Consider the following 20,518-nt stretch of genomic DNA (forward strand, 5'->3'; position numbering starts at 1 on the left):
GTGCAGTCCCATCTGGACGCCCTGGCCGCCACGCTGTACGGCCCGGTCGGCTGGCCGCGCGCCCGCCAGATCGCCGGTCGCCTGGGTCCGTACCTGCCCGCCAGCGGCCCTGCGCAAGGGCGCACGCTGCTGGACCTGGGGGCCGGGACCGGGCACACCGGGGCACTCCTAGCCCGGCGCGGCTGGACCGTCACCCTGGCGGACGTGCCGCCGCATCCCGGTGCGTTCGGTCAGCGCCTGATCGCGCACCCGTGCGCCCGCACGCTGGCGCGGCGCGGCGGCCTGACCCGCGTGCTGTGCCGGGGGTCCCTGCCGTTCCCCGACGGTCAGTTTGGCGTGACGTTGCTGGCGTTCGTGCTGCACCACTGCCCGGACCCGCTGGCTGTACTGCGCGAGGCGGCGCGCGTGTCGGGCCGCGTGGTCGTCCTGGAAGACCTGGAGGATGGCGGGCGCAGGCCGGGCCGCGCCGGGCAGTGGCTGGACGCTCTGCTGAACCTGGAGGCCGGGCACCCGCACGCGCACCGCTCGCAGGCCGACTGGCACGCCCTGTTCCGCGCCGCCGGGTTGCAGGTGCACGCGCAGGAGCACTGGACGACCCGCCCCCTGGGCGTGCGCACCGGGCACACACTGTTCGATCTGCGCCCGGCAGGAGAGAGCCCGCCGGGAGAGGCGGGCCGGGGCTCATAAAGGTTGTTTACAGCAGGCGGGCGAGGGTGCCGCCCAGCAGCATCAGCAGGAGCAGGGCCAGGGTCACGCCGAGCAGTTGCTGGGGGGCGGGGCGGGCCGTTCCTTCCTGGCGGGGGCCAGCGCCGGGCGTCACGCGGCCCGTCCGGCGTGCGGGCCGGAGTGGTTGCCGGGCTGGCCCTGGGGTGGGTCGTGGGGGGCGGGGTGCAGGCTGCCCAGCGCGGCTTTCAGGTGGCGGTACACCTCGCGCTGCAGGTCGAGGTCCTCGGGCAGTTCGTAGCGCAGCTGGTCCATGGCCTGCATCAGGTGCGCGCCGCCGGGGGTGCGTTCATGGTCGGGGCGCGCCCAGTCCGGCAGTTCCGGGGTGTGGGTGGGTTGGCGTTTCGTGTCGTCCCAGTCGCCCCAGGTGCGGGGCAGGTCGTACAGGTAGCGGCCGATGCCGAAGTGCACGGCGCAGCGTTTCAGGGCGTCGCTGGCGGCGGCTTTCAGGGTGCTCAGGTCGCCGTCCGGGGCCTGTCCGATGTCCTCGCGGCTGACGCCCAGGACGGTCAGGCGGCCCTTGACGGTGGGGATGGGCGCGCCGGGCACGACTTCTACACTGAATGCCCAGTCGTCCGGGCAGATGGCGTCCAGGCGGTCCTGAACGGCGCGGGCGTCGATGTGGGCCAGGAGCAGTGCGCGGCTGCGATCCTTGCTGATGGCGACGGCTTTCCACGCCACCATGTGAGCGGGAAACGGGGACTGGAGTCGTTTCTGGACATCGCTCAGTTTCATAGATTTAGTCTATAACAGAATGCAATTACGGTCAAGACAGAATGACCGGCTGTCCGGCACCCAGTCCCGGTGACCGGAGCAGCCTGCCCACGACCTCCCGCGAACCGCGCCCTGCTTCCTTTTCACCGCCCACCGCTCCCCCTTCCATCGACAACCCCACACTCCTGGCCCGCCGCGCCCTCTACCATGCGTGGCATGAGTCGCGCGGCCACCGTCACCCGAACCACCAGCGAAACCGACATCACCGTCACGCTGGACCTGGACACCACCACCTACCAGCACCCGCAGACCGGGCACGGCTTTCTGGACCACATGCTCGACGCGCTGGCCCGCCACGCCCGCATCGGCCTGAGCGTCCGCGCGACCGGCGACCTGCACATCGAACCGCACCACCTGATTGAGGACACCGGCATCACCCTCGGGCAGGCGCTCTCGCAGGCGCTCGGCGACCGCAAGGGAATCGAACGCTACGGCAGCGCCTTCGTTCCCATGGACGAGACCCTGGCACACGTCGTGCTGGACCTGTCGGGCCGCGCGCACCTCGCCTTCGAACCCGAAACCCTGAACGTCTGGGGCGACGCGGGCGGCATGACCCACTACCACCTGCGCGAATTCCTGCGCGGACTGTGCAATCACGCCGGTATCACGATGCACGTGCGCCTGCTCGCGGGCCGCGAGGCTCACCACGTCATCGAGGCCATCGTGAAAGCCGTCGCCCGCGCCCTGCGCGACGCCGTGCAGGTCACCTCGCAGACCATGCCCAGTACCAAGGGCAGCCTGTGACTGCCCCCGCACCTGTCCCCGAGGACCGCCCGGAAGTTCTGCTGCTCGACTACGGCGCAGGCAACGTCCGCAGCGCCGCCAAGGCCCTGGAACGCGCCGGCATGACCGTGCGCGTCAGCAGCGACCCCGCCGACGTGCCCGGCGCGCGTGCCCTGGTCGTGCCCGGCCAGGGGCACTTCCGGCAGGTCATGGACGCCTTCGACAGCAGCGGCTTTCGCCAGCCGGTCCTGAACGCCGCCGCCAGCGGCACGCCCATCCTGGGCATCTGCGTGGGCATGCAGATGCTCCTGGAAGGCAGCGAGGAAGCGCCGGGCGTCCGGGGCCTGGGCCTGATTCCCGGCACCGTCCTGCGCTTCCCCAGTGACCCGCAGCGCAAGGTCCCGCAGATGGGCTGGAACAGCCTCGACAAGGTCGGGGACAGCCCCCTGCTGGCGGACCTCGCCTGCCCCGCCTACGCGTACTTCGTGCACTCGTACTACGTGCCCCTGACCGTCGAGGTCGACGCCGGGGCACTCACCGAGTACGGCGTGCCCTTCTGGGCCGCCCTGAGCCACGGCAACCTGCACGCCACGCAGTTCCACCCGGAGAAGAGCGGCGCGGTGGGACTGGCCATCCTCGAACGCTTCCGCCGCAACGTCCTGGAAGGTTGATGGTCAAAAGTTAATGGGGAAGACCGGGCGCCGTCCCGCCATCCGCAACGGGCAATAGACCGGCGGGGCACGCCTGAGCCACAATGAACGGCATGACGACCCAGACCCCCCGCCCGCCCGTGGACCTCGACTGGAACACGCTGGGATTCAGTTACATCCGCACTGACGAACGCTACCTCTCGCACTGGCGGGACGGCGCGTGGGACCAGGGCAGCCTGACCCTCGATAACGTCCTGCACATCAGTGAGGGCAGCACCGCCCTGCACTACGGCCAGCAGTGCTTCGAGGGCCTCAAGGCGTACCGCGCCGCCGACGGCAGCATCAACCTCTTCCGCCCGGACCAGAACGCCGCGCGCATGCAGGCCAGCTGCCGCCGCATCCTGATGCCCGAGGTCAGCACCGAGCAGTTCATCGACGCCTGCCGTCAGGTCGTGAAAGCCAACGAACACTGGATTCCCCCCTACGGCACCGGCGGCGCGCTGTACCTGCGTCCCTACGTGATCGGCGTGGGCGACAACATCGGCGTGCGCACCGCACCGGAATTCATCTTCGGGGTGTTCGCCATTCCTGTCGGCGCGTACTTCAAGGGCGGCCTGACCCCGCACAACTTCATCACGTCCGGCATGGACCGCGCCGCGCCGCACGGCACCGGCGCCGCCAAGGTCGGCGGGAACTACGCCGCCAGCCTCCTGCCCGGCGCGCAGGCCAAGGACCGCCACTTCGCGGACGCCATCTACCTCGACCCCGCCACGCACACCAAGATCGAGGAGGTCGGCGCCGCGAACTTCTTCGCCATCACCCGTGACGGCCAGACCTTCGTGACGCCGCAGTCGCCCAGCATCCTGCCCAGCATCACCAAGTACAGCCTCCTGCACCTAGCCGAACACCGCCTGGGCCTGAACGTCGTCGAGGGCGACGTGTTCATTGACCGCCTGGACGAGTACGCCGAGGCCGGCGCGTGCGGCACCGCCGCCGTCATCACGCCCATCGGCGGCATCCAGCACGAGGACACCTTCCACGTGTTCCACAGCGAAACCGAGGTCGGCCCCGTCACCCGCCGCCTGTACGACGAACTGGTCGGCATCCAGTACGGCGACCGTGAAGCGCCCGAAGGCTGGATCGTCAAGGTGTAACGGCAGGGGAGGCGGGGGGCGGGTTCGCAGTGCGCGGGCCGCCCCCCGCCTCATGCCGGCCGGGAGCGGTAGATGGGGGTGACGGTCACGGCTTGCAGGCCCAGATCTGTGTCCGCCTGTGTTTCTGCGGGCGTATCGCCCCAGGCCTGCATGATTAGTTGCTGCGCTCCGTGCAGGCGGGCGGCGTCGCAGGTGGCGCGGAGTAGCGCGTGCCGTAGCGCGGTGTGCCGCAAGTCAGGGTGGACGCCGGGACTACCGACCGTCAGGGTGTCGCCGTCCAGCCACGCGCGGCAGATGCCGACGCCCCGACCGGCCCCGTCCAGCGCGATGTGCCCCACGCGGTCGTCGGCTTCGTGGGCACCCGGAACGATGTCGGCGTCGCCGACCAGGGTGTGGCCCAGCCGGTCAGCGTACGTGCCCTGCGCGTCCTGCCGGACGGTCAGAGCGGACACGGCGGCCAGCGGCAGGACTCGCAGCCCCGCCGGGACTGACGTGCCCAGGGTGGGCAGAGGGCCGCGCCACTCCGTGTACTGCCCCGCGTGTTGCCAGCCCAGCGTCCGCAGGGTGTTGCCGGGCAGCAGGGTGTCGTCCGCGTAGGCACTCAGGAGCGTGCCGGTCGCCGAGGCGGCGCGCAGCAGGGCCGCCGCGACCTCTGCCTGCTGCGGGCCGGGCCGGGCGCCCCCCAGTACTTCCAGGTCCGCGCGGGGGGTGCGGCGCAGCACGATCACGCCTGCTCCATCGGCCGCCAGCCACGCGGCTGTGAGCTGGGGCAGCAGGGGGCGCAGATCGTCGGCGCCGCCCCCCAGCAGAGCGGCCAGCGCCGGGAGGGCCGCGTCGGGCGAGGTGGCGGGCAGGAGTGTCACAGGGGGCAGCATACGCGGCAGGTTCCGCCTCTCACGGCGAACATGCCGCCCCGGCACTCTCTGACCGTTTCTTCATGTTCGCCGTCTGGGCGGCGTGTGTGGCGTGGGGCGCGGCTACACTCGTGGGCATGAGTGAAGCGCTTCCGCTGGATCATGGTCACCTTCAGAAGCTCGTCACGGCGGATCTGGTGCGGCCCGATCATCTGCTGGGCGCGCATCCTGTCACGCAGGACGGCGTGGACGGCGTGCGCTTTGGCGTGTGGGCTCCGAACGCGCATCACGTGAGCGTGGTGGGCGACTTCAACGGCTTCAACGGCTTCGATAACCCCATGCAGCGCCTGGAGTTCGGGTTCTGGGGGGTGTTCGTGCCGTCGGCGCGCAACGGGCAGCGGTACAAGTTCCGCATTACCGGCCCGGACGGCCGCACCGAGGACAAGATGGACCCGTACGGGTCGTTCTTCGAGGTGCGCCCGGCGACGGGCAGCATCGTGTGGGAGCAGCCGTTCGACTGGACGGACGGCGCGTGGATGGAGGGGCGCAGCGCGGGACTGGATCAGGCGGTCAGCATGTACGAGGTGCACCTGCCGTCCTGGGCGCGGCGCGAGGACGGCTGGTTCCTGAATTACCGCGAGGTCGCGCACCGGCTGGGCGAGTACGTGACGTTCATGGGGTACACGCACGTGGAGTTGCTGGGCGTCATGGAGCACCCGTTCGACGGGTCGTGGGGGTATCAGGTGACCGGGTACTACGCGCCCACGAGCCGCATGGGGAACCCGGAGGATTTCAAGTACCTCGTGAATCACCTGCACTCGCTGGGCATTGGCGTGATCCTGGACTGGGTGCCGGGGCACTTCCCGACGGACCCGGCGGGCCTGGGCCGCTTCGACGGCACGGCGCTGTTCGAGTACGCCGACCCGCGCAAGGGATACCACTACGACTGGAACACGTACATCTTCGATTACGGCCGTAATGAGGTCGTGATGTTCCTGATCGGGTCGGCCCTCAAGTGGTTGCAGGACTTCCACGTGGACGGCCTGCGCGTGGACGCCGTGGCGAGCATGCTGTACCTGGATTTCTCGCGGACCGAGTGGATTCCGAACGTGCACGGCGGCCGCGAGAACCTGGAGGCCATCGCGTTCCTGCGGCGCCTGAACGAGGTCGTGCATCACATGGCGCCGGGCTGCATGATCGTGGCCGAGGAGAGCACGTCGTTCCCCGGCGTGACCACGCCCAGTCCGCACGGTCTGGGATTCGATTACAAGTGGGCGATGGGCTGGATGAACGACAACCTCCGGTACTTCGAGGAGGACCCGCTGTGGCGCCGGTACCATCACCACGCGCTGACGTTCTTCAACGCGTACCGCACCAGCGAGAACTACGTTTTGGCGATCAGTCACGACGAGGTCGTGCACCTGAAGAAGAGCATGGTCATGAAGATGCCCGGCGACTGGTACGCGCAGCGCGCCGGGTACCGGGCGTTCCTGGCGCTGATGTGGGCCACGCCGGGCAAGAAGCTGCTGTTCATGGGTCAGGAGTTCGCGCAGCCGACCGAATGGAACCACGACGTGAGCCTGCCCTGGCACCTCGCAGATCACCCCGACCACCGGGGCGTGATGCACCTGGTGCGGGACCTGAACGGCCTGTACAGGGGCCGCCCGGACTGGCACGTGGCCGACACCCGCGACGAGGGCCTGCAGTGGATCAGCGCGGACGACGTGGAGAACAGCGTGTACGCCTTCCTGCGCCGCGACCCGGTGGGCGGCGCGTGGAGTCTGATCGTGGCGAACCTGACGCCCGTGTACCGTGACCTGTACCCGGTGGGCGTGCCGGTGGGCGGCGAGTACCGCGTGCTGCTGTCCACCGACGACGGCGGGTACGGCGGCTTCGGCACGCAGCAACCCGACCTGACCGCCCACGCTGAAGGCTGGAACGGGCAGCCGCATCACCTGCGGCTGAACCTGCCGCCGAACAGCGTGCTGGTGCTGTCCTCCGCGACCGCCGACGACGCGGCGCAGGCACAGGCGTCACAGGTACACGCGGCGCAGGCAGATGCAGTGTCGGCAGAAGCGGTGCAGGTCCAGGGCACCGGGAAGGTAGTCAGTCAGGATGCTGGCGCGACTGATCCGGGCCGCGCCGACTGAACAGTTGAGCCCTGCCCCCTGAGCGCAGGCCGTCCCGGAGAGAACGGATTCCGGGGCGGCCTGCGCTGGGCAGGGTGGGTCTGCTTTAATGCGGCGGTGACGGATTCTCCTTCCCCTTCTTCCGGTTCCGGTCGTCCGGGGCCGCAGCGGCCCGCGCCGGACGCTCTGACGGCCGCGAGTTTCCTGCTGCTGGCGGTCCTGGCGGGGCTGCTGCTGTGGCCGCTGATCAGCGGCGGCCCGGCCCCCAGTCCTTACCTGATCGGGGGGCTGCTGGTGGTGCGCCTGGGCATTCAGTTTCTGCGGTCCCGGCGGGACGAGCGGTTGCGGCGGCCCGCCAGCTGGGCGCTGGACATCCTGCTGATTGCGCTGATCTTCTATTCGGCCAGCACGCAGCCGCCCGCGTGATGTGGGGCCGGGTGCGCCGCCGGTGGCGGGCGGTGGTGGCGCTGGCCGTTCTGGGGGCCGGGGTGGTCTGGTCTGCGCTGGTGTGGGTGGGCCGTGCTGGGGGGGGCCGCCGGGGGGGTTCTCATTTTTTAACCCGGTTCAAAACAATCTCGGTCAGAATACCGCTCGTGATTCCGGCCGCCCTGCTGAACGTCCTGCGCCCCCCGCAGCGCCTTCACAGCACCTACGAACGCCTGCTGGGCACCGAAGTGGAACTTCAGATCGTGGCCGGCACCGCCGCTCAGGCGCAGGAAGCCGAACAGGCCGCCCTGACCGAAATCGAACGCCTGACCCTGATCCTCAACCGGTTCGACCCGGACAGCGAACTGTCGCGCTGGCAGGCCACGCCCACCCCTCACACCCCCCTGAGCCTGGACCTGCTGAACGTCCTGCGTCTCACCGACCACTGGAACACGCAGAGTGGCGGCGCGCTGCACCCCGGCGCGGACGCCTTCGGGGCCCTCTGGAAGCACGCGACCTTCAGCGGGTACCCCCCGACCCCCTCCACCCTGGCGCGGCAGGTCAGCGCCCTGCGCGCCGAACCCTGGATCCTGCACCCCAACGGCAGCGGCACCCTGCTGGCCCGCTACCCCATCGGCCTGAACGCCCTGGCCAAGGGGTACATCGTGGACTGCGCCGCCACCGTCGCCTCGCGCTGCGTGGGGGTCCGCAGCGTCCTCGTGAACGCCGGGGGCGATCTGCGCGTGATCGGGGGCCGCGGCGTGAACGTGGCGGTCGCCAATCCCTTCACCGCCCGTGACGACGCGCCCCCCCTGACGCATGTGCGCCTGCGGGGTGGCGCGCTCGCCACCAGCGGCTCCTCCCACCGGGGGTACCGGGTGGGCGACGAATGGTACTCGCACGTGATCGATCCGCGCAGCGGGTACCCGGTCCGGGACGTGCCGGGCGTGACGGTCCTCGCGCCGGAATGCGTGACCGCCGACGCCCTGGCCACCATCCTGAGCGTGCTGCCGCCGCAGGCAGGACTGGCCCTGACCGCCTCCATGCCGGGCTGCGAGGCCCTGATCATCACTGCCACCGGCGAGCAGCACGCCACGGCCGGATGGAAGGCAGCCGGACGCCGGCGCCTCCTGTCCCGCTGAGCGGCGCACGGCCAGGGCGTTAACGGATTCTTAGCAGAGGTGCGTCATGCTGCGCTGGCAAGGAGATCCACCATGACTGACACGCACCGCACCGACACCAACGTCGCCGTAACCACCGGCAGCCGCCGCAGCTTCCTGGGCACGCTGGCCGCCGCCACCGCCGCCCTGACCCTCTCCCGCATCGCCCCTGCCCAGGCTGCCGCCGCCAGCACCGCCAAGAAATGGGTGAGCGGCATGGCCCTGGACATCAACTTCACGGTCGCCACCAAGGCCACCGGGCGCGTCAAACGCCCCTACGTGGCCGTCTGGATCGAGGACGAAGCCGGGAACACCGTCCGCACCCTGACCGTGTGGGTGCAGCAGTCCCGCATGAACCCCCGCTGGCTGGCAGAACTGCGCCGCTGGACCCGCGAGAACAGCGGCATGGTCGCCACCGTGTCCTCGGCCACCCGCAACCCCGGCACGTACGCCGTCGCCTGGGACGGCAAGACCGACAAGGGCGCCATGGCTACCCAGGGCAACTACTACGTGTGCGTCGAGGCCGCCCGCGAGCACGGCCCGTACTCACTGATCCGCGAGAAAGTCACGGTGGGCGCCGCCGCGTTCAGGAAGACACTGGGGACCAACAACGACATCGAGGCCTCCAGTGTCGCCTTCAGCAAGGCCTGAGCCGGCGGCGGGCGAGGCGGCCGCGCGGGTCCGGCCCGCGCCCCGCCCCCGCACCCTGAAAGCCCGCACGAACGTCTGGCTGCGTTGGGTGCACACGTACACCAGCATGATCAGCCTGCTGGTCGTGCTGTTCTTCAGCCTGACCGGCATCACCCTGAACCACCCGGACTGGGTGTTCGGCACGAAAGAAACCACGAAAACGGTGACTGGCACCCTCCCGGCCGGCTGGATCAGGAACGGCGAGGTCGACTGGCTGACCGTCGCCGAGGAACTCCGCGCGCAGCAGGGCCTCAAGGGCCGCGCCAGCGAACCCCGCGTGGACGGCCAGGAAGCCAGCATCTCGTTCCTGTCCCCCGGTTATAGCGCCGACACCTTCATCGACACGCAGACCGGCGGGTACGAGACGACCATCCTGGCGCAGGGAGCCGTGGCCGTCATGAACGACCTGCACAAGGGCCGCGATACCAGCTCCCTGTGGAAATGGGTGATCGACCTGAGCGCCGTCTTCCTGACCGTCATCTCGCTGACCGGCCTGGGCATCCTGCTGTACCTGAAAAAGACGCGCGTGCAGGCCCTGACCGTCATGGGCGCCGGCGCAGTCCTGACCGTCCTGCTGGCATGGCAGGCCAGCCGGTAGGGTCCCGGCCAGTGGGGGCGGGCGGCGCACCGTGATCCAGGCGCGCCGTAATCCAGCTTCCCGTTCCGGCACGGCGCGGCGCGTATCGTTGCCCGCATGACTGTTGCCACGAAGACCTACACCCCCGCCGAAGTCACCGCGTTCTACGACGCGCACCGCACCGTCCGCCAGTACCAGACCACGGCGGACGGCTCGCCGCTGCCCCTGCCCGCCGATCACCTGGAAGCCATCCTGCACGCCACGCAGCGCGCCCCGACCGACGCGACTGCGCAGCTGTATTCCCTGATTCGCATCACCCGCCCGGAGCTGCGCGCCCGCCTCGCGGAACTGACCACCAACGCGCATATCGCCACCGCCAGCGAGGCGTTCGTCGTGTGCGCCGACGTGCGTCGCGTGGAGCGCGTGCTGGAAGTCAGCGGCAAGCAGGCCGGGCAGTGGCCCGCCATCGCCGTTCACTTCGGCATCGGGGACGCCGTCATGGCCGGCACCAACCTCCTGACCGCCGCCGAGATGCTCGGCTACCAGGGCTGCTGGATCGGCGGCGTCCTGAACGGCCTTCAGGGCATCATCGATGAACTGGGCCTCCCGCAGGGCGTGCTGCCCTTTGCCGCGCTGACCATCGGCACGCCCGCCGAGAACGCCCCCTACCGCCCCCGCGTACCGCGCCCGCTGGTCATTCACACCGACACGTACCACGACGGCAGCGACGAGGAGATCCGCGAGGCCGTGCAGGTCATGAACCCCATCGCAGCGCGCGGTGACCAGCCCGGCGACTGGGCCCGACTGCTGACCATGTACTTCGGTCAGGGCGGCGGCATGGAAGCCCGCGAACCCGGCCTGGTCGCCGCGCTGAAACAGCAGGGCCTCTGGGCGGGCAACGAGTAAAACCGCAGCACGAGAAAAGTCAGCAATCACCCCGCGCATCCGGGAATCCTGCCGGGCACGCACGCTGACCGGGCGTCCGCTCACCTGCCTGCCTCTGCACGGCCCCACCTGGGCACGGCGCTCCGTACAATGCGCAACGTGAGCCAACCCAATCCTGATGCCCCCGGCGAGCCCGCTGCGGCGCCCGTGAAGTACGACCTGACCACCCTGGCCGCCCGCGCGGGCGAGGAGGCCCGCCCGAACCGCGCGGCCGCGCTGGTGGAACCCATCTACCAGAGCACCGTGTACGCGTTCGCGGACCTGGACGACCTGGACCGCGCCATGAGCGGCGAGGACCCTGCCAGCTTCTACTACCGCAACGGCACCCCGAACGCCGCGACCCTGGAACGCGCCCTGGCGACCCTGGAAGGCACCGGGGCCGCCCTGGTGGCCGCGAGCGGCATGGCGGCCATCAGCGCCGCGCTGCTGGGCGTGCTGAAGGCCGGGGATCACGTGATCACGGACGCCCGCGTGTACGGCGTGACGTACGCGCTGCTGGCCGAGGAGTTCCCTCGCCTGGGCATCGAGGTGTCGTTCGTGGACGCCTGCGACCTGAACGAGGTCGAGGACGCCTTCCGGCCGAACACCCGCGTCGTGCACGTGGAAAGCCTCACCAACCCGCTGCTGACCGTGCCGGATGTGCCCGCCCTGGCCCGCCTTGCTCATGAACGCGGCGCGCTGCTGAGCGTGGACAACACCTTCGCCAGTCCCGCCGTGTTCCGCCCGGCCGAGCACGGCGCGGACCTCGTGACGCACTCGGTCAGCAAGTACCTCAGCGGGCACTCCTCGGCGTTCGGGGGTGTGCTGTGCGCCTCGCCGGAACTGGTGGCGCTGGCCCGCACGCGCCTGCTGCGCCTGGGCGGCACCATCAGCGCCTTCGACGCCTGGATGACCATGCAGGGCCTCAAGACCCTGGGCCTGCGCATGCGCGCTCACAGCGGCAACGCGCAGGCGGTCGCGGACGTGCTGGTCAACCACCCGCGCGTGAAGGCCGTGTACCACCCGGGCCTCAGTGACCACCCGCAGTTCCACCTCGCCATGGACCTGTTCCCGCAGGGCTTCGGCGGGATGCTGAGTGCGGACATCGAGGATGCGCCGCGCTTCGTGAAGGCCCTGGCTGGCCGCATTCCGCTCGCGCCGTCCCTGGCGGACGTGATCACCACGCTGTCCTGGCCGTGGGGCACCTCGCACCGCCCGCTGCCGGAACCCGAACGCCGCCGCCTGGGTATCACGCCGAACCTGCTGCGCCTGAGCATCGGCATCGAGGACATCGGCGACCTGCTGGGCGACTTCGAAGCCGCGCTGGACGCGTAAAAGATCTGTGGTTCAGGGGGGTGTCCTCGGGTACGGAACACCCCTAACGTTACCTGCCTCACCGTGTTGGGTTCTCATGAAGGCGCACAGTGGGCCGCATGACGACTTCACGAGAAGTGCAACTCGCGGCCCGCCCCCAGGGTGAACCCCAGCACAGCGATTTCAACGTTGTGGATATCGAACTGGCCGCCCCTGGCCAGGGTCAGATTCAGGTGCGCAACCTGTTCCTGACCGTCGACCCGTACATGCGCGGCCGCATGAACGACGTCAAGAGCTACACCCCTCCGTTCGCGCTGGGTGAAACCATGACCGGCGGGGCCGTCGGCGTCGTCACGCACAGCGAGGACGCCCGCGTGCCCGTCGGCGCCCACGTCCTGCACGACCAGGGCTGGCGCACCCATGCCAACATCGACGCCGGGCGCGTGAAGGTCCTCCCGGAACTCGACGGCGTGCCCTTTAGCGCCTACCTGGGCGTCCTCGGCATGCCCGGCCTGACCGCCTACGCGGGCCTGCTGCGCACCGCTGAATTCAAACCCGGTGACGTTGTGTTCGTGTCCGGCGCGGCCGGAGCAGTCGGCAGCGCCGTCGGCCAGATCGCCCGCCTGAAAGGCGCGGGCCGCGTGATCGGCAGCGCCGGCAGCGCCGAGAAAGTTGCGCACCTGACCGACGCCCTCGGCTTCGACGCCGCCTTCAACTACAAGGAAGGCCCCGTCGGCGAGCAGCTGAAAAAGGCCGCGCCGGACGGCATCGACGTGTACTTCGACAACGTCGGCGGCGAGCACCTCGAGGCGGCCATCAGCGCCATGCACTCCATGGGCCGCATTGCCATCTGCGGCATGATCAGCCAGTACAACTCCACCGAACCCACCGTTGGTCCCCGCAACATGGTGCAGATCATCGGCAAGCAACTCACGGTGCGCGGCTTCCTGGTCACTCCCCACTACGACCTGTTCGACACTTTCGCGCAGGAAGTCGGCGGCTGGATCTCCAGCGGCCAGATGAAATTCGACGAGACCATCATTGAGGGCATCGACAACACCCCTGCCGCGTTCATGGGCCTGCTCAAGGGCCAGAACACCGGCAAGATGATCGTCAAGCTGTAACCACAATGAAGGGGGGCCGGACACGCTGAGCGTCCGGCCCCTCTCGTTGTGCTGCGTTTACGCCAGTGCGGCGATGACGGCGTTCGTGAATTCCTCGGTGCCGGCGGTGCCGCCGAGGTCACGGGTGCGGGGACCCTCGACCATGACCTTGTTCACGGCCGCGTCGATGCGGCGCGCCGTTTCATGGTCACCGATGTGGTCGAGCATCAGCACGGCGGCCAGCATGGTCGCGGTGGGGTTGCTGATGCCCTGCCCGGCAATGTCCGGCGCGCTGCCGTGCACCGATTCGAAGATGCCGAACTTGTCGCCCACGTTGCCGCTGGCAGCGATGCCGAGCCCGCCGACCAGTCCGGCCGCGAGGTCGCTCAGGATGTCGCCGAACATGTTGGTCATGACCATCACGTCGAACTGCTGGGGGTTACGGACCAGCTGCATGGCGGCGTTGTCGACGATCATGGTGCTGGTGTTCAGGCCGTCCACGGTGGCGGCATGGTCGAGAATGGTGTTCAGGAACAGGCCCTGCGTGACGGGCAGCACGTTCGCCTTGTGCACGACCGTCAGGCGCTTGTCGCGCTTCATGGCGAGGTCGGCGGCAAACTTGCCGATGCGCTCGCTGGCGTCCTTGGTGATGACCGTGTCGGCGATGGCGGTGTCGCCGTAGCGGCGTTCCTGTTCCACGTACAGACCCTGGGTGTTCTCACGGACGATCACGAGGTCGACGTTCTCGTACGCGCCGGGGACCGGGCGGGTCTTGGTGGGGCGCACGTTGGCGTACAGGCCGTACTTCTGGCGCAGGTGACGGATCGCGCCGGAGAACCCGGCGGGTTTCTGGCCGGTGGGGCTGGTGGCCGCGCCGAACAGGGTGGCGTGCGTGTTCTCCACGGCGTCGTAGGTGGCCTGCGGGGTGCTGGTGCCGTGGTCGAGGAAGTACTCGTACCCGGCCTCGGCGTGCACATACTCGGCGCTGAAGCCGGCGGCGTCCAGCACGCGGCGGGTCGCGGGAATGACTTCGTGGCCGATGCCGTCGCCTTCAATTAAACAGATGCGGTAAGTCGCCATAACCTGCACAGTCTAATGCACCTTTGTATTCCTCTTCACCCTTGCGGGGGTCGTGGCAAGTCACCCGCCGCGTGACGCACCCCCCGCTGGAAGCGTTTCAACCGGCTGGGCGCGGAGATTCCGGGGAGGCCATGATCTGCCCGGCCAGCCCGTGGGCCAGCAGTGGCCCCAGCAGGAAGCCCTTGCTGCTCAGGCCGCTCAGCCGCCACGAACCGTCGGGTTGCAGTCCGGCGCGCAGGTCCGACAGGCGCGACCCGGTCCAGCGGCCCGTGACCTGCGCGCCCCGCAGCCCGGTCAGTGCCGCGCCCTTGCCGAGCAGCCACCCCAGCGAGCCCAGCGGCAGGCCTTCCGGCATCCAGGCCGGGGCGGGCGTCTCGAAGGTCGCCCCCAGCACCCCGCCCGCCGCTGCCGGGGCGAGGTACGCGCCGAAACTGACGGGCACGCCGGTCACGGCGCGGTCCAGGGTCAGCAGGGTGCCCATGCGGTGCGTGCCCGCCTCGCCCCGCCACGTGCTGCCCACCGAACCGCCGCAGAAGACCACGGCGTCGGCATGCAGGGTCTCGGCTGGCAGGGTATCGCCGCCCGCCAGCGTGACGGTGCGCGCCGTCCAGTCCTGCGCCCGCCCCCGCACGACCCGCGCGCCCGACGCGCCCAGCAGCGCGTCCGCCAGCGCCCCGCCGTCCAGCCAGCCGCCCTGCGGCAGGTGCAGCGCGTGCGCCCAGCCGGGTGCCAGGGGTGCGGGCGCGTCGGCCAGGGTCAGCCACTCGTGGCGCAGCGCGGCCGGCAGGTTCCGCTCGAAGCGCGCCCGCGCCCGGTCGTCCGGGATGGGCCGCAGCACGCCCGTCTGCCCGTGCGGCACGGTCCAGCCCGCCGCGCCCAGGTCGCGCAGCAGCGCCCAGGTGAAGGCCATGCCCTCCAGCGCCCGCGCGTCCACGCCGCCCGACTGCCCGCGCACCGGGTTCACCAGCGCACTCGGCACCCGGCTGGCCGCGTGCTGCGCGGCGTCCACGACCGTCACGCGTGCGCCCGCGCGGGCCAGGAAGTACGCCACCGACGCCCCCGCGATTCCCGCCCCGATCACGATGACGTGCATCAGCCCTCCCGCACGGCGCGCAGGCACTCGCGTTTGCCGGGCGCACCGGGGCGGCGTTCCACGCGCAGCCCGGCCGCCTCCAGCGCGCGGCGCACGTGCCCGGCGGCGCTGTAGGTGCCCAGCACCCCGCCCGGCGCGAGCGTGCGCGCCACCCGCGCCACGAACTCCGGCGTCCAGACCTCCGGGTTGCGGGACGGCGAGAACCCGTCCAGGTACAGCGCGCTGGCCCAGGCATCCGGCAGCGGGGCGGTCAGCACGTCCGCGAAGCTGACGGTCACACTCACGCCACCCGCCTGCACCTGTAGTTCCTGCGGTAGGTCCTGCGGGCTCAGTCCCGCCTCCGGCCACGCCGAGAGCAGCGCCTCCCAGACCGGGTGCGCCGCGCCCTGCCCGTCGTTTCCCACCTCGCGCAGCAGGGCGCGGGGGGCCGGGTCGAACTCGAAGGCGTGGTAAGCCAGCGCTGCGCCGCGCGCCGCCGCGTCCGCCACGGTCGCGCGGAAGTTCACGCCCAGCCCGAACCCCACCTCCAGCACGCGCGGGGCCGGGTGGGCGTGCGTGCCCGTGCCCTCCACGAACACATGCCGCGCCTGCGCCGCCGCGCCGTGCCGCGACCCGTACGCCTCACCAAAACGGGCGTTGTGTGCCGTGCGCGACCCGTCCGGCGTGAGCAGAATCCCGCCGGGCGCGGCGTCAGGCAGGGTGGGCAGGGGAGAGGCGTCGTCCGGCATCACCCCCCACGATACGGGAGGGCCAGCGCTGCGGCACAGGGACAGGCGGCCGGTCCATGAGGGTGGGGGCGCGGGGTGTACACTCGGCAGTACCCAGCTTTCACGTTCACGGTTGCCGGTGTGCGTTCGCCCGCCTCCCAGTCCCCCACAAAGGATCGGTGGTTCGTGTGCCCGTTCGGATCGTCAGTCTCGCCGCCCACAGCGGCGCCGGTAAAACCACGCTCTCAGAGGCCCTGTTGCTGCGCAGCGGGGCCATTTCACGTGCCGGACGCGTCGAGGACGGCACCGCCCGCAGCGACCACACCGACATCGAGAAAGCCCACGGGTTCAGCGTCACGACCGGCGTGCTGCGCCTCACCCACTGCGGCACGGACATCACGCTGCTCGACACGCCCGGTTACGCGGACTTCGTGCGCGAGATCCGGGGCGGCATCCGCGCCGCCGACACCGCCGTGATCCTCGTGAGTGCCGTCAGCGGCGTTGAGGTCGGCACCGAACGCGTCTGGGCGACCGCCGACCGCTTCGGCATGCCGCGCCTGATCGCCGTGAACCAGATGGACCGCGAGCGCGCCGACTACCACGCCGTCCTCGCCGACCTGCGCGCCAGCCTGAGCGGCCCGGTCGCCCCGGCGTTCCTGCCGCTCGGCGAGGGCGCCGACTTCCGGGGTGTAATCGACGTCCTGACCGGCGAGGTCAGCCCCCCCCAGGACCTGCCGCCCAGCGACCGCGCCGCCCTGGGGAGCGCGCAGGCCGCCCTGACCGACGCCATCGTCGAAACCGACGACGACCTCATGAACCGCTTCCTGGACGGCAGTCCCATCAGCACCGACGAACTGCACGCCGCCTTCACGCGCGCCGTGCACGCCGGCACCCTGTACCCCGTCATTCCGGTCAGTGCGCACAGCGGCGTGGGCGTGGACGCCCTGCTGGACCTGATGGTCACGGGCCTGCGCAGCGCCCGCGAACGCGGCCCGGTCAGTGGCGTGGACGGCCAGACCCGAGACCCCACCCCGGACGCCCCCTTCAGCGCCCGCGTGTGGCGCGTCAGCCTCGACCCCTTCGTGGGCAAACAGGCGTTCATCCGCGTCTGGAGCGGCACGCTGCGCCCCGGCGACACCATCCGCAACACCACCCAGGGCGGCGACCTGCGCGCCGCGCACCTGTACCTCCCCAACGGCCGCGACCTGACTGAGGTGGGCGAACTGCCCGCCGGGAGCATCGGCGTCCTGACCAAACTCCCGGACCTGCACGCCGGAGACACCCTCGCCGACCCCACCGACCCCATCCTGTACGACCCGCTGTGGCTGCCCGACCCCGCGCACACTGTCGCCATCCACCCCGCAGGCCGCGCCGACGAGGACCGCCTGGGCCCCGCCCTGACCCGCCTGACCGACGAGGACCCCACCCTGCACTACGCCCGCGACCCCCAGACCGGCGAGGGCCTGCTGTCCGGCATGGGCGACCTGCACCTGGGCATCGCCACCGAACGCCTCGCCGCGCTGGGCGTGAACGTCACCGCCACCACCCCCCGCGTCCCGTACCGCGAAACCATCCACGCGCCCGCCCAGGCGCAGGGCAAACATAAAAAACAGAGCGGCGGGCACGGCCAGTACGGCGACTGCCACCTCCGCATCGAACCCGGCGACGGCTTCAGCTTCCGCTCGGCCGTGGTGGGCGGCGCCATCCCCGGCAAGTACCTGCCCAGCATCGAAAAAGGCGTGCAGGACGCCATGCAACGCGGCCCGCTCGCCGGGTACCCCCTCCAGGACCTGCACGTCACCGTCCTCGACGGCAGTTACCACGACGTGGACAGCAGCGACCTCGCCTTCCGCGCCGCCGGAGCCCTCGCCCTGCGCGGCGCCCTGGAACACGCCCGCCCAGGCCTGCTCGAACCCACCCGCCACCTGAAAGTCCGCGCGCCCGCCCGCTTCACCGGCGACCTCCTCGGCGACCTCCAGACCCGCCGCGCCCGCGTGCAGGGCATCGACACCACCGGCACCGTCACCACCATCACCGCCCTCGTCCCACAGGCCGAACTGCACGACTACAGCGCCGCCCTGCGCTCCCTGACCGGCGACCGCGCCGCCTTCAGCGTGACCGCCGGCCCCTACCAGCCCGTCCCGGACCACCTGACCAGAAAGATCATCGACGCCCGGCAGGAAGAACTGACGCAGGCGTAGGCGGGACGGTCAGCTCCGCGCCGCTGCTGGTGCCGCCAGCACAGCCCAGGGCGTAGCATCCGGGTCATGACATTGCCTGCGCCTGTGATTGCCGATCTGCGTTCTGATACCGTCACGACCCCCACGCCCGCCATGCGCGAGGCGATGGCGCAGGCGCGGGTGGGGGACGACGTGTACGGCGAGGACCCCACCGTGAACGAGTTGCAGGTCGAGGTGGCCCGCCTGACCGGCCATGAGGCGGGGTTGTTCATGCCGTCGGGCACGATGACGAATCAGGTGGCGATTGCGCTGCACACGAGGCGGGGTGAGGAGGTCATCTGCGCGGAGGGGTCGCACATCTACGAGTGGGAGCTGGGCATGATGGCGGCGTTCAGTGGTGTGGTGCCGCGTTTCGTGCCGGCGCCGCTGGGCGTGCCGGCCCCGGAGGACGTGCGCTCGGCGGTGCGGCGCAGCGTTCACCAGTCCCCGAGCGGGCTGATCAGTCTGGAGAACACGCACAACAAGGCAGGCGGGACCGTGATTCCGCTGGCGGTGCTGGACGGCATCCGGGAGGTGGCGACGGGGGAAGGCCTGCCGCTGCACCTGGACGGCGCGCGCGTGCTGAACGCGGCGGTGGCGCTGGGCGTGCCTCTGAGTGACATCACGGCCCGCTTCGACACGGTCAGCGTGTGCCTCAGCAAGGGCCTGGGTGCCCCGGTGGGCAGCGTGCTGGTCGGCAGCGCCGCCCACATGCGGCAGGCGCACCGGTACCGGAAGATGATGGGCGGCGGCATGCGGCAGGCGGGGGTGCTGGCGGCGGCGGCGCTGGTGGCCCTGCGGGAAGGTCCGGCCCGGCTGGCGGAGGATCACCGCCGCACCCGCCTGCTGGCCGAGGCGCTCGTGAACGCGGGCTTCGACGTGAACATGGCCGCCGTGCAGACGAACATCATCTATGCCACCGTGCCGGACGCCGCCGCGCACGCCGACCGCTGGGCGCAGCAGGGCGTGCTGTGTAACGCTCTGGGGCCGGACAGTGTGCGGTTCGTGCTGCACCACCAGATTGACGATGAGGCGCTGGCCGGAGCGATCCGCGTCCTGACGGCGTAGGGGAGGCGGTGCGCGGGAGGCGGGGCGCAGTGAAGGCCTGACGCGGGGGCGCGGACACGCTGTTCCCGCTTCCCGCTCCTCAACTTTCCGTTGACGCGCCGTGCGGGGTGGGCGCGGTAGGCTCGGGGGCATGACCGTTCCGGATTCCGTGCCTGCGACCACCCACCCGCCTGATGTACCCGCGCCGCGTGGGGTGCGGGCCGTGGATGGTAACCGGGCGGCGCTGGCGCTGCTGATCATTCAGAACGTAGTGTCGGCGGTGCTGCTGTCGCTGAAGGTGCCGCTGGGTGCGTCGTTGCTGGGGGCGTTCGTGGTGGTGGTGCTGGTGGGCCTGACCGTCTTCCGGGGGCCGATGGACGCGCTGTTCCGGGATGTGCGCTGGCGTACGCCGCCCGCGTGGGGGGTGGCGGTGGCGGCGTTCGTGCTGGCGTTCCTGGCGTCACGGGCGTTCGTGCTGGCGTTCGTGACGCTGTTCCCGGAGACGGCGGACAGCACCCCGCAGTTCCTGAGTACCGGCGTGGACCTGTGGGTGCTGCTGCTGGCGGCGGGCGTGCTGGTCCCGGTGGCCGAGGAGGTCGCGTTCCGGGGCCTGATGATGCGCGGGCACGAGCGCGCGGTGGGGTTCGGGGTGGCGGCGGTCACGTCGTCGCTGGCGTTCTCGCTGGCGCACGGCGCGCCGGTCAGTGTGGTCGGCATCCTGCCGCTGGCGTACGTGCTGGCGCGGGTGACGCAGCACACGGGCAGCGTGTGGAACGCCGTGATCATTCACGTGCTGAACAACACCATCGCGCTGAGCCTGGGTGCGTTCCTCGCCGGGCGACTCCCGACCGACCCGGCGCAGGCGACCGAGATGCTGTCGAACCCGGCCCTGAAGTTCCCGCTGGCGATCGGCGCGGCCCTGTTCGGGACGGTGGTGCTGGTCGTGCTGCACCTGTGGTTGACGCCGAAACCCGACCCGCAGGCCGGGTCCGCGCCGGGCCCGTGGCTCAGCGGGGCGTACGTGGCGGTGCTGCTGTTCGGCCTGACCGCGCTGCTGCTGACGTTCCCGCCCGTCGCCGAGTGGCTGGGTACGGTCCGCGCCGCCCTTCAGGCCCGCTGAGGAGGCCCGCGCGGGGGTGTTTGCGGTGGTGGGGGCTACCATGGCGGTGCT

Annotated in this window: 21 protein-coding genes; 15 read left to right on the forward strand and 6 right to left on the reverse strand. The window is 70.6% G+C overall.

Going from position 1 to position 20,518, the window contains the following annotated elements; translation table 11 throughout:
- Entirely contained in the window at window positions 1–687 is a 687-nt protein-coding gene (locus tag M8445_RS09525) for a class I SAM-dependent methyltransferase (protein WP_273987538.1), read from the forward strand.
- 7 nt (window positions 688–694) lie between these two features.
- Here the strand turns inward: M8445_RS09525 and M8445_RS09530 are convergent, their stop codons facing one another.
- Both M8445_RS09530 and M8445_RS09535 read right to left on the reverse strand, forming a co-directional pair.
- Entirely contained in the window at window positions 695–820 is a 126-nt protein-coding gene (locus tag M8445_RS09530) for a hypothetical protein (protein WP_273987539.1), read from the reverse strand.
- Window positions 817–1,458 (reverse strand): Rad52/Rad22 family DNA repair protein, encoded by a 642-nt coding sequence (locus tag M8445_RS09535; protein WP_273987540.1) that lies wholly within the window; start codon window positions 1,456–1,458, stop codon window positions 817–819. The genes M8445_RS09530 and M8445_RS09535 overlap by 4 nt, the downstream gene beginning before the upstream one ends.
- A 195-nt stretch (window positions 1,459–1,653) precedes the next feature.
- Between M8445_RS09535 and hisB the strand changes: the two genes are divergently transcribed.
- From hisB to M8445_RS09550, 3 genes are all read left to right on the forward strand, one after another.
- The gene (hisB, locus tag M8445_RS09540; protein WP_273987541.1) at window positions 1,654–2,241 is read left to right on the forward strand and encodes an imidazoleglycerol-phosphate dehydratase HisB; all 588 of its coding nucleotides are present in this window, start codon (window positions 1,654–1,656) and stop codon (window positions 2,239–2,241) included.
- Window positions 2,238–2,891: an imidazole glycerol phosphate synthase subunit HisH gene (gene hisH, locus M8445_RS09545; protein ID WP_273987542.1), complete on the forward strand. Its 654-nt coding sequence runs from the start codon at window positions 2,238–2,240 to the stop codon at window positions 2,889–2,891. Before hisB ends, hisH begins: the two co-directional genes overlap by 4 nt.
- Before the next feature lie 92 nt (window positions 2,892–2,983).
- A complete protein-coding gene (locus tag M8445_RS09550; RefSeq protein WP_273987543.1) occupies window positions 2,984–4,024 on the forward strand; it encodes a branched-chain amino acid aminotransferase in 1,041 nt (346 codons plus the stop codon).
- Between the two features lie 50 nt (window positions 4,025–4,074).
- Here M8445_RS09550 and M8445_RS09555 read toward each other — a convergent pair whose 3' ends face one another.
- Entirely contained in the window at window positions 4,075–4,887 is an 813-nt protein-coding gene (locus M8445_RS09555; RefSeq protein ID WP_273987544.1) for a hypothetical protein, read from the reverse strand.
- A gap of 128 nt (window positions 4,888–5,015) precedes the next feature.
- On the opposite strand from M8445_RS09555, the gene M8445_RS09560 reads away from it, so the two are divergent.
- The 8 genes from M8445_RS09560 to M8445_RS09595 all read left to right on the forward strand — a co-directional run bounded on the left by M8445_RS09560 (window position 5,016) and on the right by M8445_RS09595 (window position 13,222).
- Window positions 5,016–7,028, forward strand: a complete 2,013-nt coding sequence (locus tag M8445_RS09560; protein WP_273987545.1) for a 1,4-alpha-glucan branching enzyme — start codon at window positions 5,016–5,018, stop codon at window positions 7,026–7,028.
- 96 nt (window positions 7,029–7,124) lie between these two features.
- A complete protein-coding gene (locus tag M8445_RS09565) occupies window positions 7,125–7,433 on the forward strand; it encodes a hypothetical protein (protein ID WP_273987546.1) in 309 nt (102 codons plus the stop codon).
- A 167-nt stretch (window positions 7,434–7,600) separates the two neighbouring features.
- Complete coding sequence (locus M8445_RS09570) at window positions 7,601–8,575, forward strand: FAD:protein FMN transferase (protein ID WP_273987547.1); 975 nt, start codon at window positions 7,601–7,603, stop codon at window positions 8,573–8,575.
- A 72-nt stretch (window positions 8,576–8,647) separates the two neighbouring features.
- A complete protein-coding gene (locus tag M8445_RS09575; RefSeq protein ID WP_273987548.1) occupies window positions 8,648–9,244 on the forward strand; it encodes a DUF2271 domain-containing protein in 597 nt (198 codons plus the stop codon).
- Complete coding sequence (locus M8445_RS09580) at window positions 9,222–9,881, forward strand: PepSY-associated TM helix domain-containing protein (RefSeq protein ID WP_273987549.1); 660 nt, start codon at window positions 9,222–9,224, stop codon at window positions 9,879–9,881. Before M8445_RS09575 ends, M8445_RS09580 begins: the two co-directional genes overlap by 23 nt.
- A gap of 96 nt (window positions 9,882–9,977) precedes the next feature.
- Window positions 9,978–10,766, forward strand: coding sequence for a nitroreductase family protein (locus tag M8445_RS09585; RefSeq protein ID WP_273987550.1), 789 nt, complete (start codon window positions 9,978–9,980; stop codon window positions 10,764–10,766).
- Between the two features lie 138 nt (window positions 10,767–10,904).
- A complete protein-coding gene (locus M8445_RS09590) occupies window positions 10,905–12,119 on the forward strand; it encodes a trans-sulfuration enzyme family protein (protein WP_241899810.1) in 1,215 nt (404 codons plus the stop codon).
- A 98-nt stretch (window positions 12,120–12,217) separates the two neighbouring features.
- Window positions 12,218–13,222, forward strand: coding sequence for an NADP-dependent oxidoreductase (locus M8445_RS09595; RefSeq protein WP_273987551.1), 1,005 nt, complete (start codon window positions 12,218–12,220; stop codon window positions 13,220–13,222).
- 57 nt (window positions 13,223–13,279) lie between these two features.
- On the opposite strand, the gene M8445_RS09600 is transcribed toward M8445_RS09595, so the two are convergent.
- From M8445_RS09600 to mnmC2, 3 genes are all read right to left on the reverse strand, one after another.
- Window positions 13,280–14,281, reverse strand: coding sequence for an isocitrate/isopropylmalate dehydrogenase family protein (locus tag M8445_RS09600; protein WP_273987552.1), 1,002 nt, complete (start codon window positions 14,279–14,281; stop codon window positions 13,280–13,282).
- Between the two features lie 97 nt (window positions 14,282–14,378).
- A complete protein-coding gene (locus M8445_RS09605) occupies window positions 14,379–15,374 on the reverse strand; it encodes an NAD(P)/FAD-dependent oxidoreductase (RefSeq protein ID WP_273987553.1) in 996 nt (331 codons plus the stop codon).
- The gene (gene mnmC2, locus M8445_RS09610) at window positions 15,374–16,102 is read right to left on the reverse strand and encodes a tRNA (5-methylaminomethyl-2-thiouridine)(34)-methyltransferase MnmC2 (protein WP_273987554.1); all 729 of its coding nucleotides are present in this window, start codon (window positions 16,100–16,102) and stop codon (window positions 15,374–15,376) included. The genes M8445_RS09605 and mnmC2 overlap by 1 nt, the downstream gene beginning before the upstream one ends.
- A gap of 167 nt (window positions 16,103–16,269) precedes the next feature.
- On the opposite strand from mnmC2, the gene M8445_RS09615 reads away from it, so the two are divergent.
- The 3 genes from M8445_RS09615 (at window position 16,270) to M8445_RS09625 (ending at window position 20,467) form a co-directional block, all read left to right on the forward strand.
- Window positions 16,270–18,282, forward strand: coding sequence for an elongation factor G (locus tag M8445_RS09615; protein ID WP_273987555.1), 2,013 nt, complete (start codon window positions 16,270–16,272; stop codon window positions 18,280–18,282).
- Window positions 18,283–18,348: 66 nt separating this feature from the next.
- Window positions 18,349–19,368: a threonine aldolase family protein gene (locus M8445_RS09620; protein ID WP_273987556.1), complete on the forward strand. Its 1,020-nt coding sequence runs from the start codon at window positions 18,349–18,351 to the stop codon at window positions 19,366–19,368.
- 130 nt (window positions 19,369–19,498) lie between these two features.
- Complete coding sequence (locus tag M8445_RS09625) at window positions 19,499–20,467, forward strand: CPBP family intramembrane glutamic endopeptidase (RefSeq protein ID WP_273987557.1); 969 nt, start codon at window positions 19,499–19,501, stop codon at window positions 20,465–20,467.
- Window positions 20,468–20,518 lie beyond the last annotated feature (51 nt).

Origin of the sequence: Deinococcus aquaticus, assembly GCF_028622095.1 — a bacterium.
GTDB classification, from domain to species: Bacteria; Deinococcota; Deinococci; order Deinococcales; family Deinococcaceae; genus Deinococcus; species Deinococcus aquaticus.

What these genes read in the sequence shown, in the direction of transcription:
- M8445_RS09535 (WP_273987540.1), bottom strand. Translation starts at nt 1,458, where the DNA reads ATGAAACTGAGCGATGTCCAGAAACGACTCCAGTCCCCGTTTCCCGCT.
- hisB (WP_273987541.1), top strand. Translation starts at nt 1,654, where the DNA reads ATGAGTCGCGCGGCCACCGTCACCCGAACCACCAGCGAAACCGACATC.
- M8445_RS09550 (WP_273987543.1), top strand. Translation starts at nt 2,984, where the DNA reads ATGACGACCCAGACCCCCCGCCCGCCCGTGGACCTCGACTGGAACACG.
- M8445_RS09560 (WP_273987545.1), top strand. Translation starts at nt 5,016, where the DNA reads ATGAGTGAAGCGCTTCCGCTGGATCATGGTCACCTTCAGAAGCTCGTC.
- M8445_RS09575 (WP_273987548.1), top strand. Translation starts at nt 8,648, where the DNA reads ATGACTGACACGCACCGCACCGACACCAACGTCGCCGTAACCACCGGC.
- M8445_RS09585 (WP_273987550.1), top strand. Translation starts at nt 9,978, where the DNA reads ATGACTGTTGCCACGAAGACCTACACCCCCGCCGAAGTCACCGCGTTC.
- M8445_RS09595 (WP_273987551.1), top strand. Translation starts at nt 12,218, where the DNA reads ATGACGACTTCACGAGAAGTGCAACTCGCGGCCCGCCCCCAGGGTGAA.
- M8445_RS09600 (WP_273987552.1), bottom strand. Translation starts at nt 14,281, where the DNA reads ATGGCGACTTACCGCATCTGTTTAATTGAAGGCGACGGCATCGGCCAC.
- M8445_RS09605 (WP_273987553.1), bottom strand. Translation starts at nt 15,374, where the DNA reads ATGCACGTCATCGTGATCGGGGCGGGAATCGCGGGGGCGTCGGTGGCG.
- mnmC2 (WP_273987554.1), bottom strand. Translation starts at nt 16,102, where the DNA reads ATGCCGGACGACGCCTCTCCCCTGCCCACCCTGCCTGACGCCGCGCCC.
- M8445_RS09620 (WP_273987556.1), top strand. Translation starts at nt 18,349, where the DNA reads ATGACATTGCCTGCGCCTGTGATTGCCGATCTGCGTTCTGATACCGTC.
- M8445_RS09625 (WP_273987557.1), top strand. Translation starts at nt 19,499, where the DNA reads ATGACCGTTCCGGATTCCGTGCCTGCGACCACCCACCCGCCTGATGTA.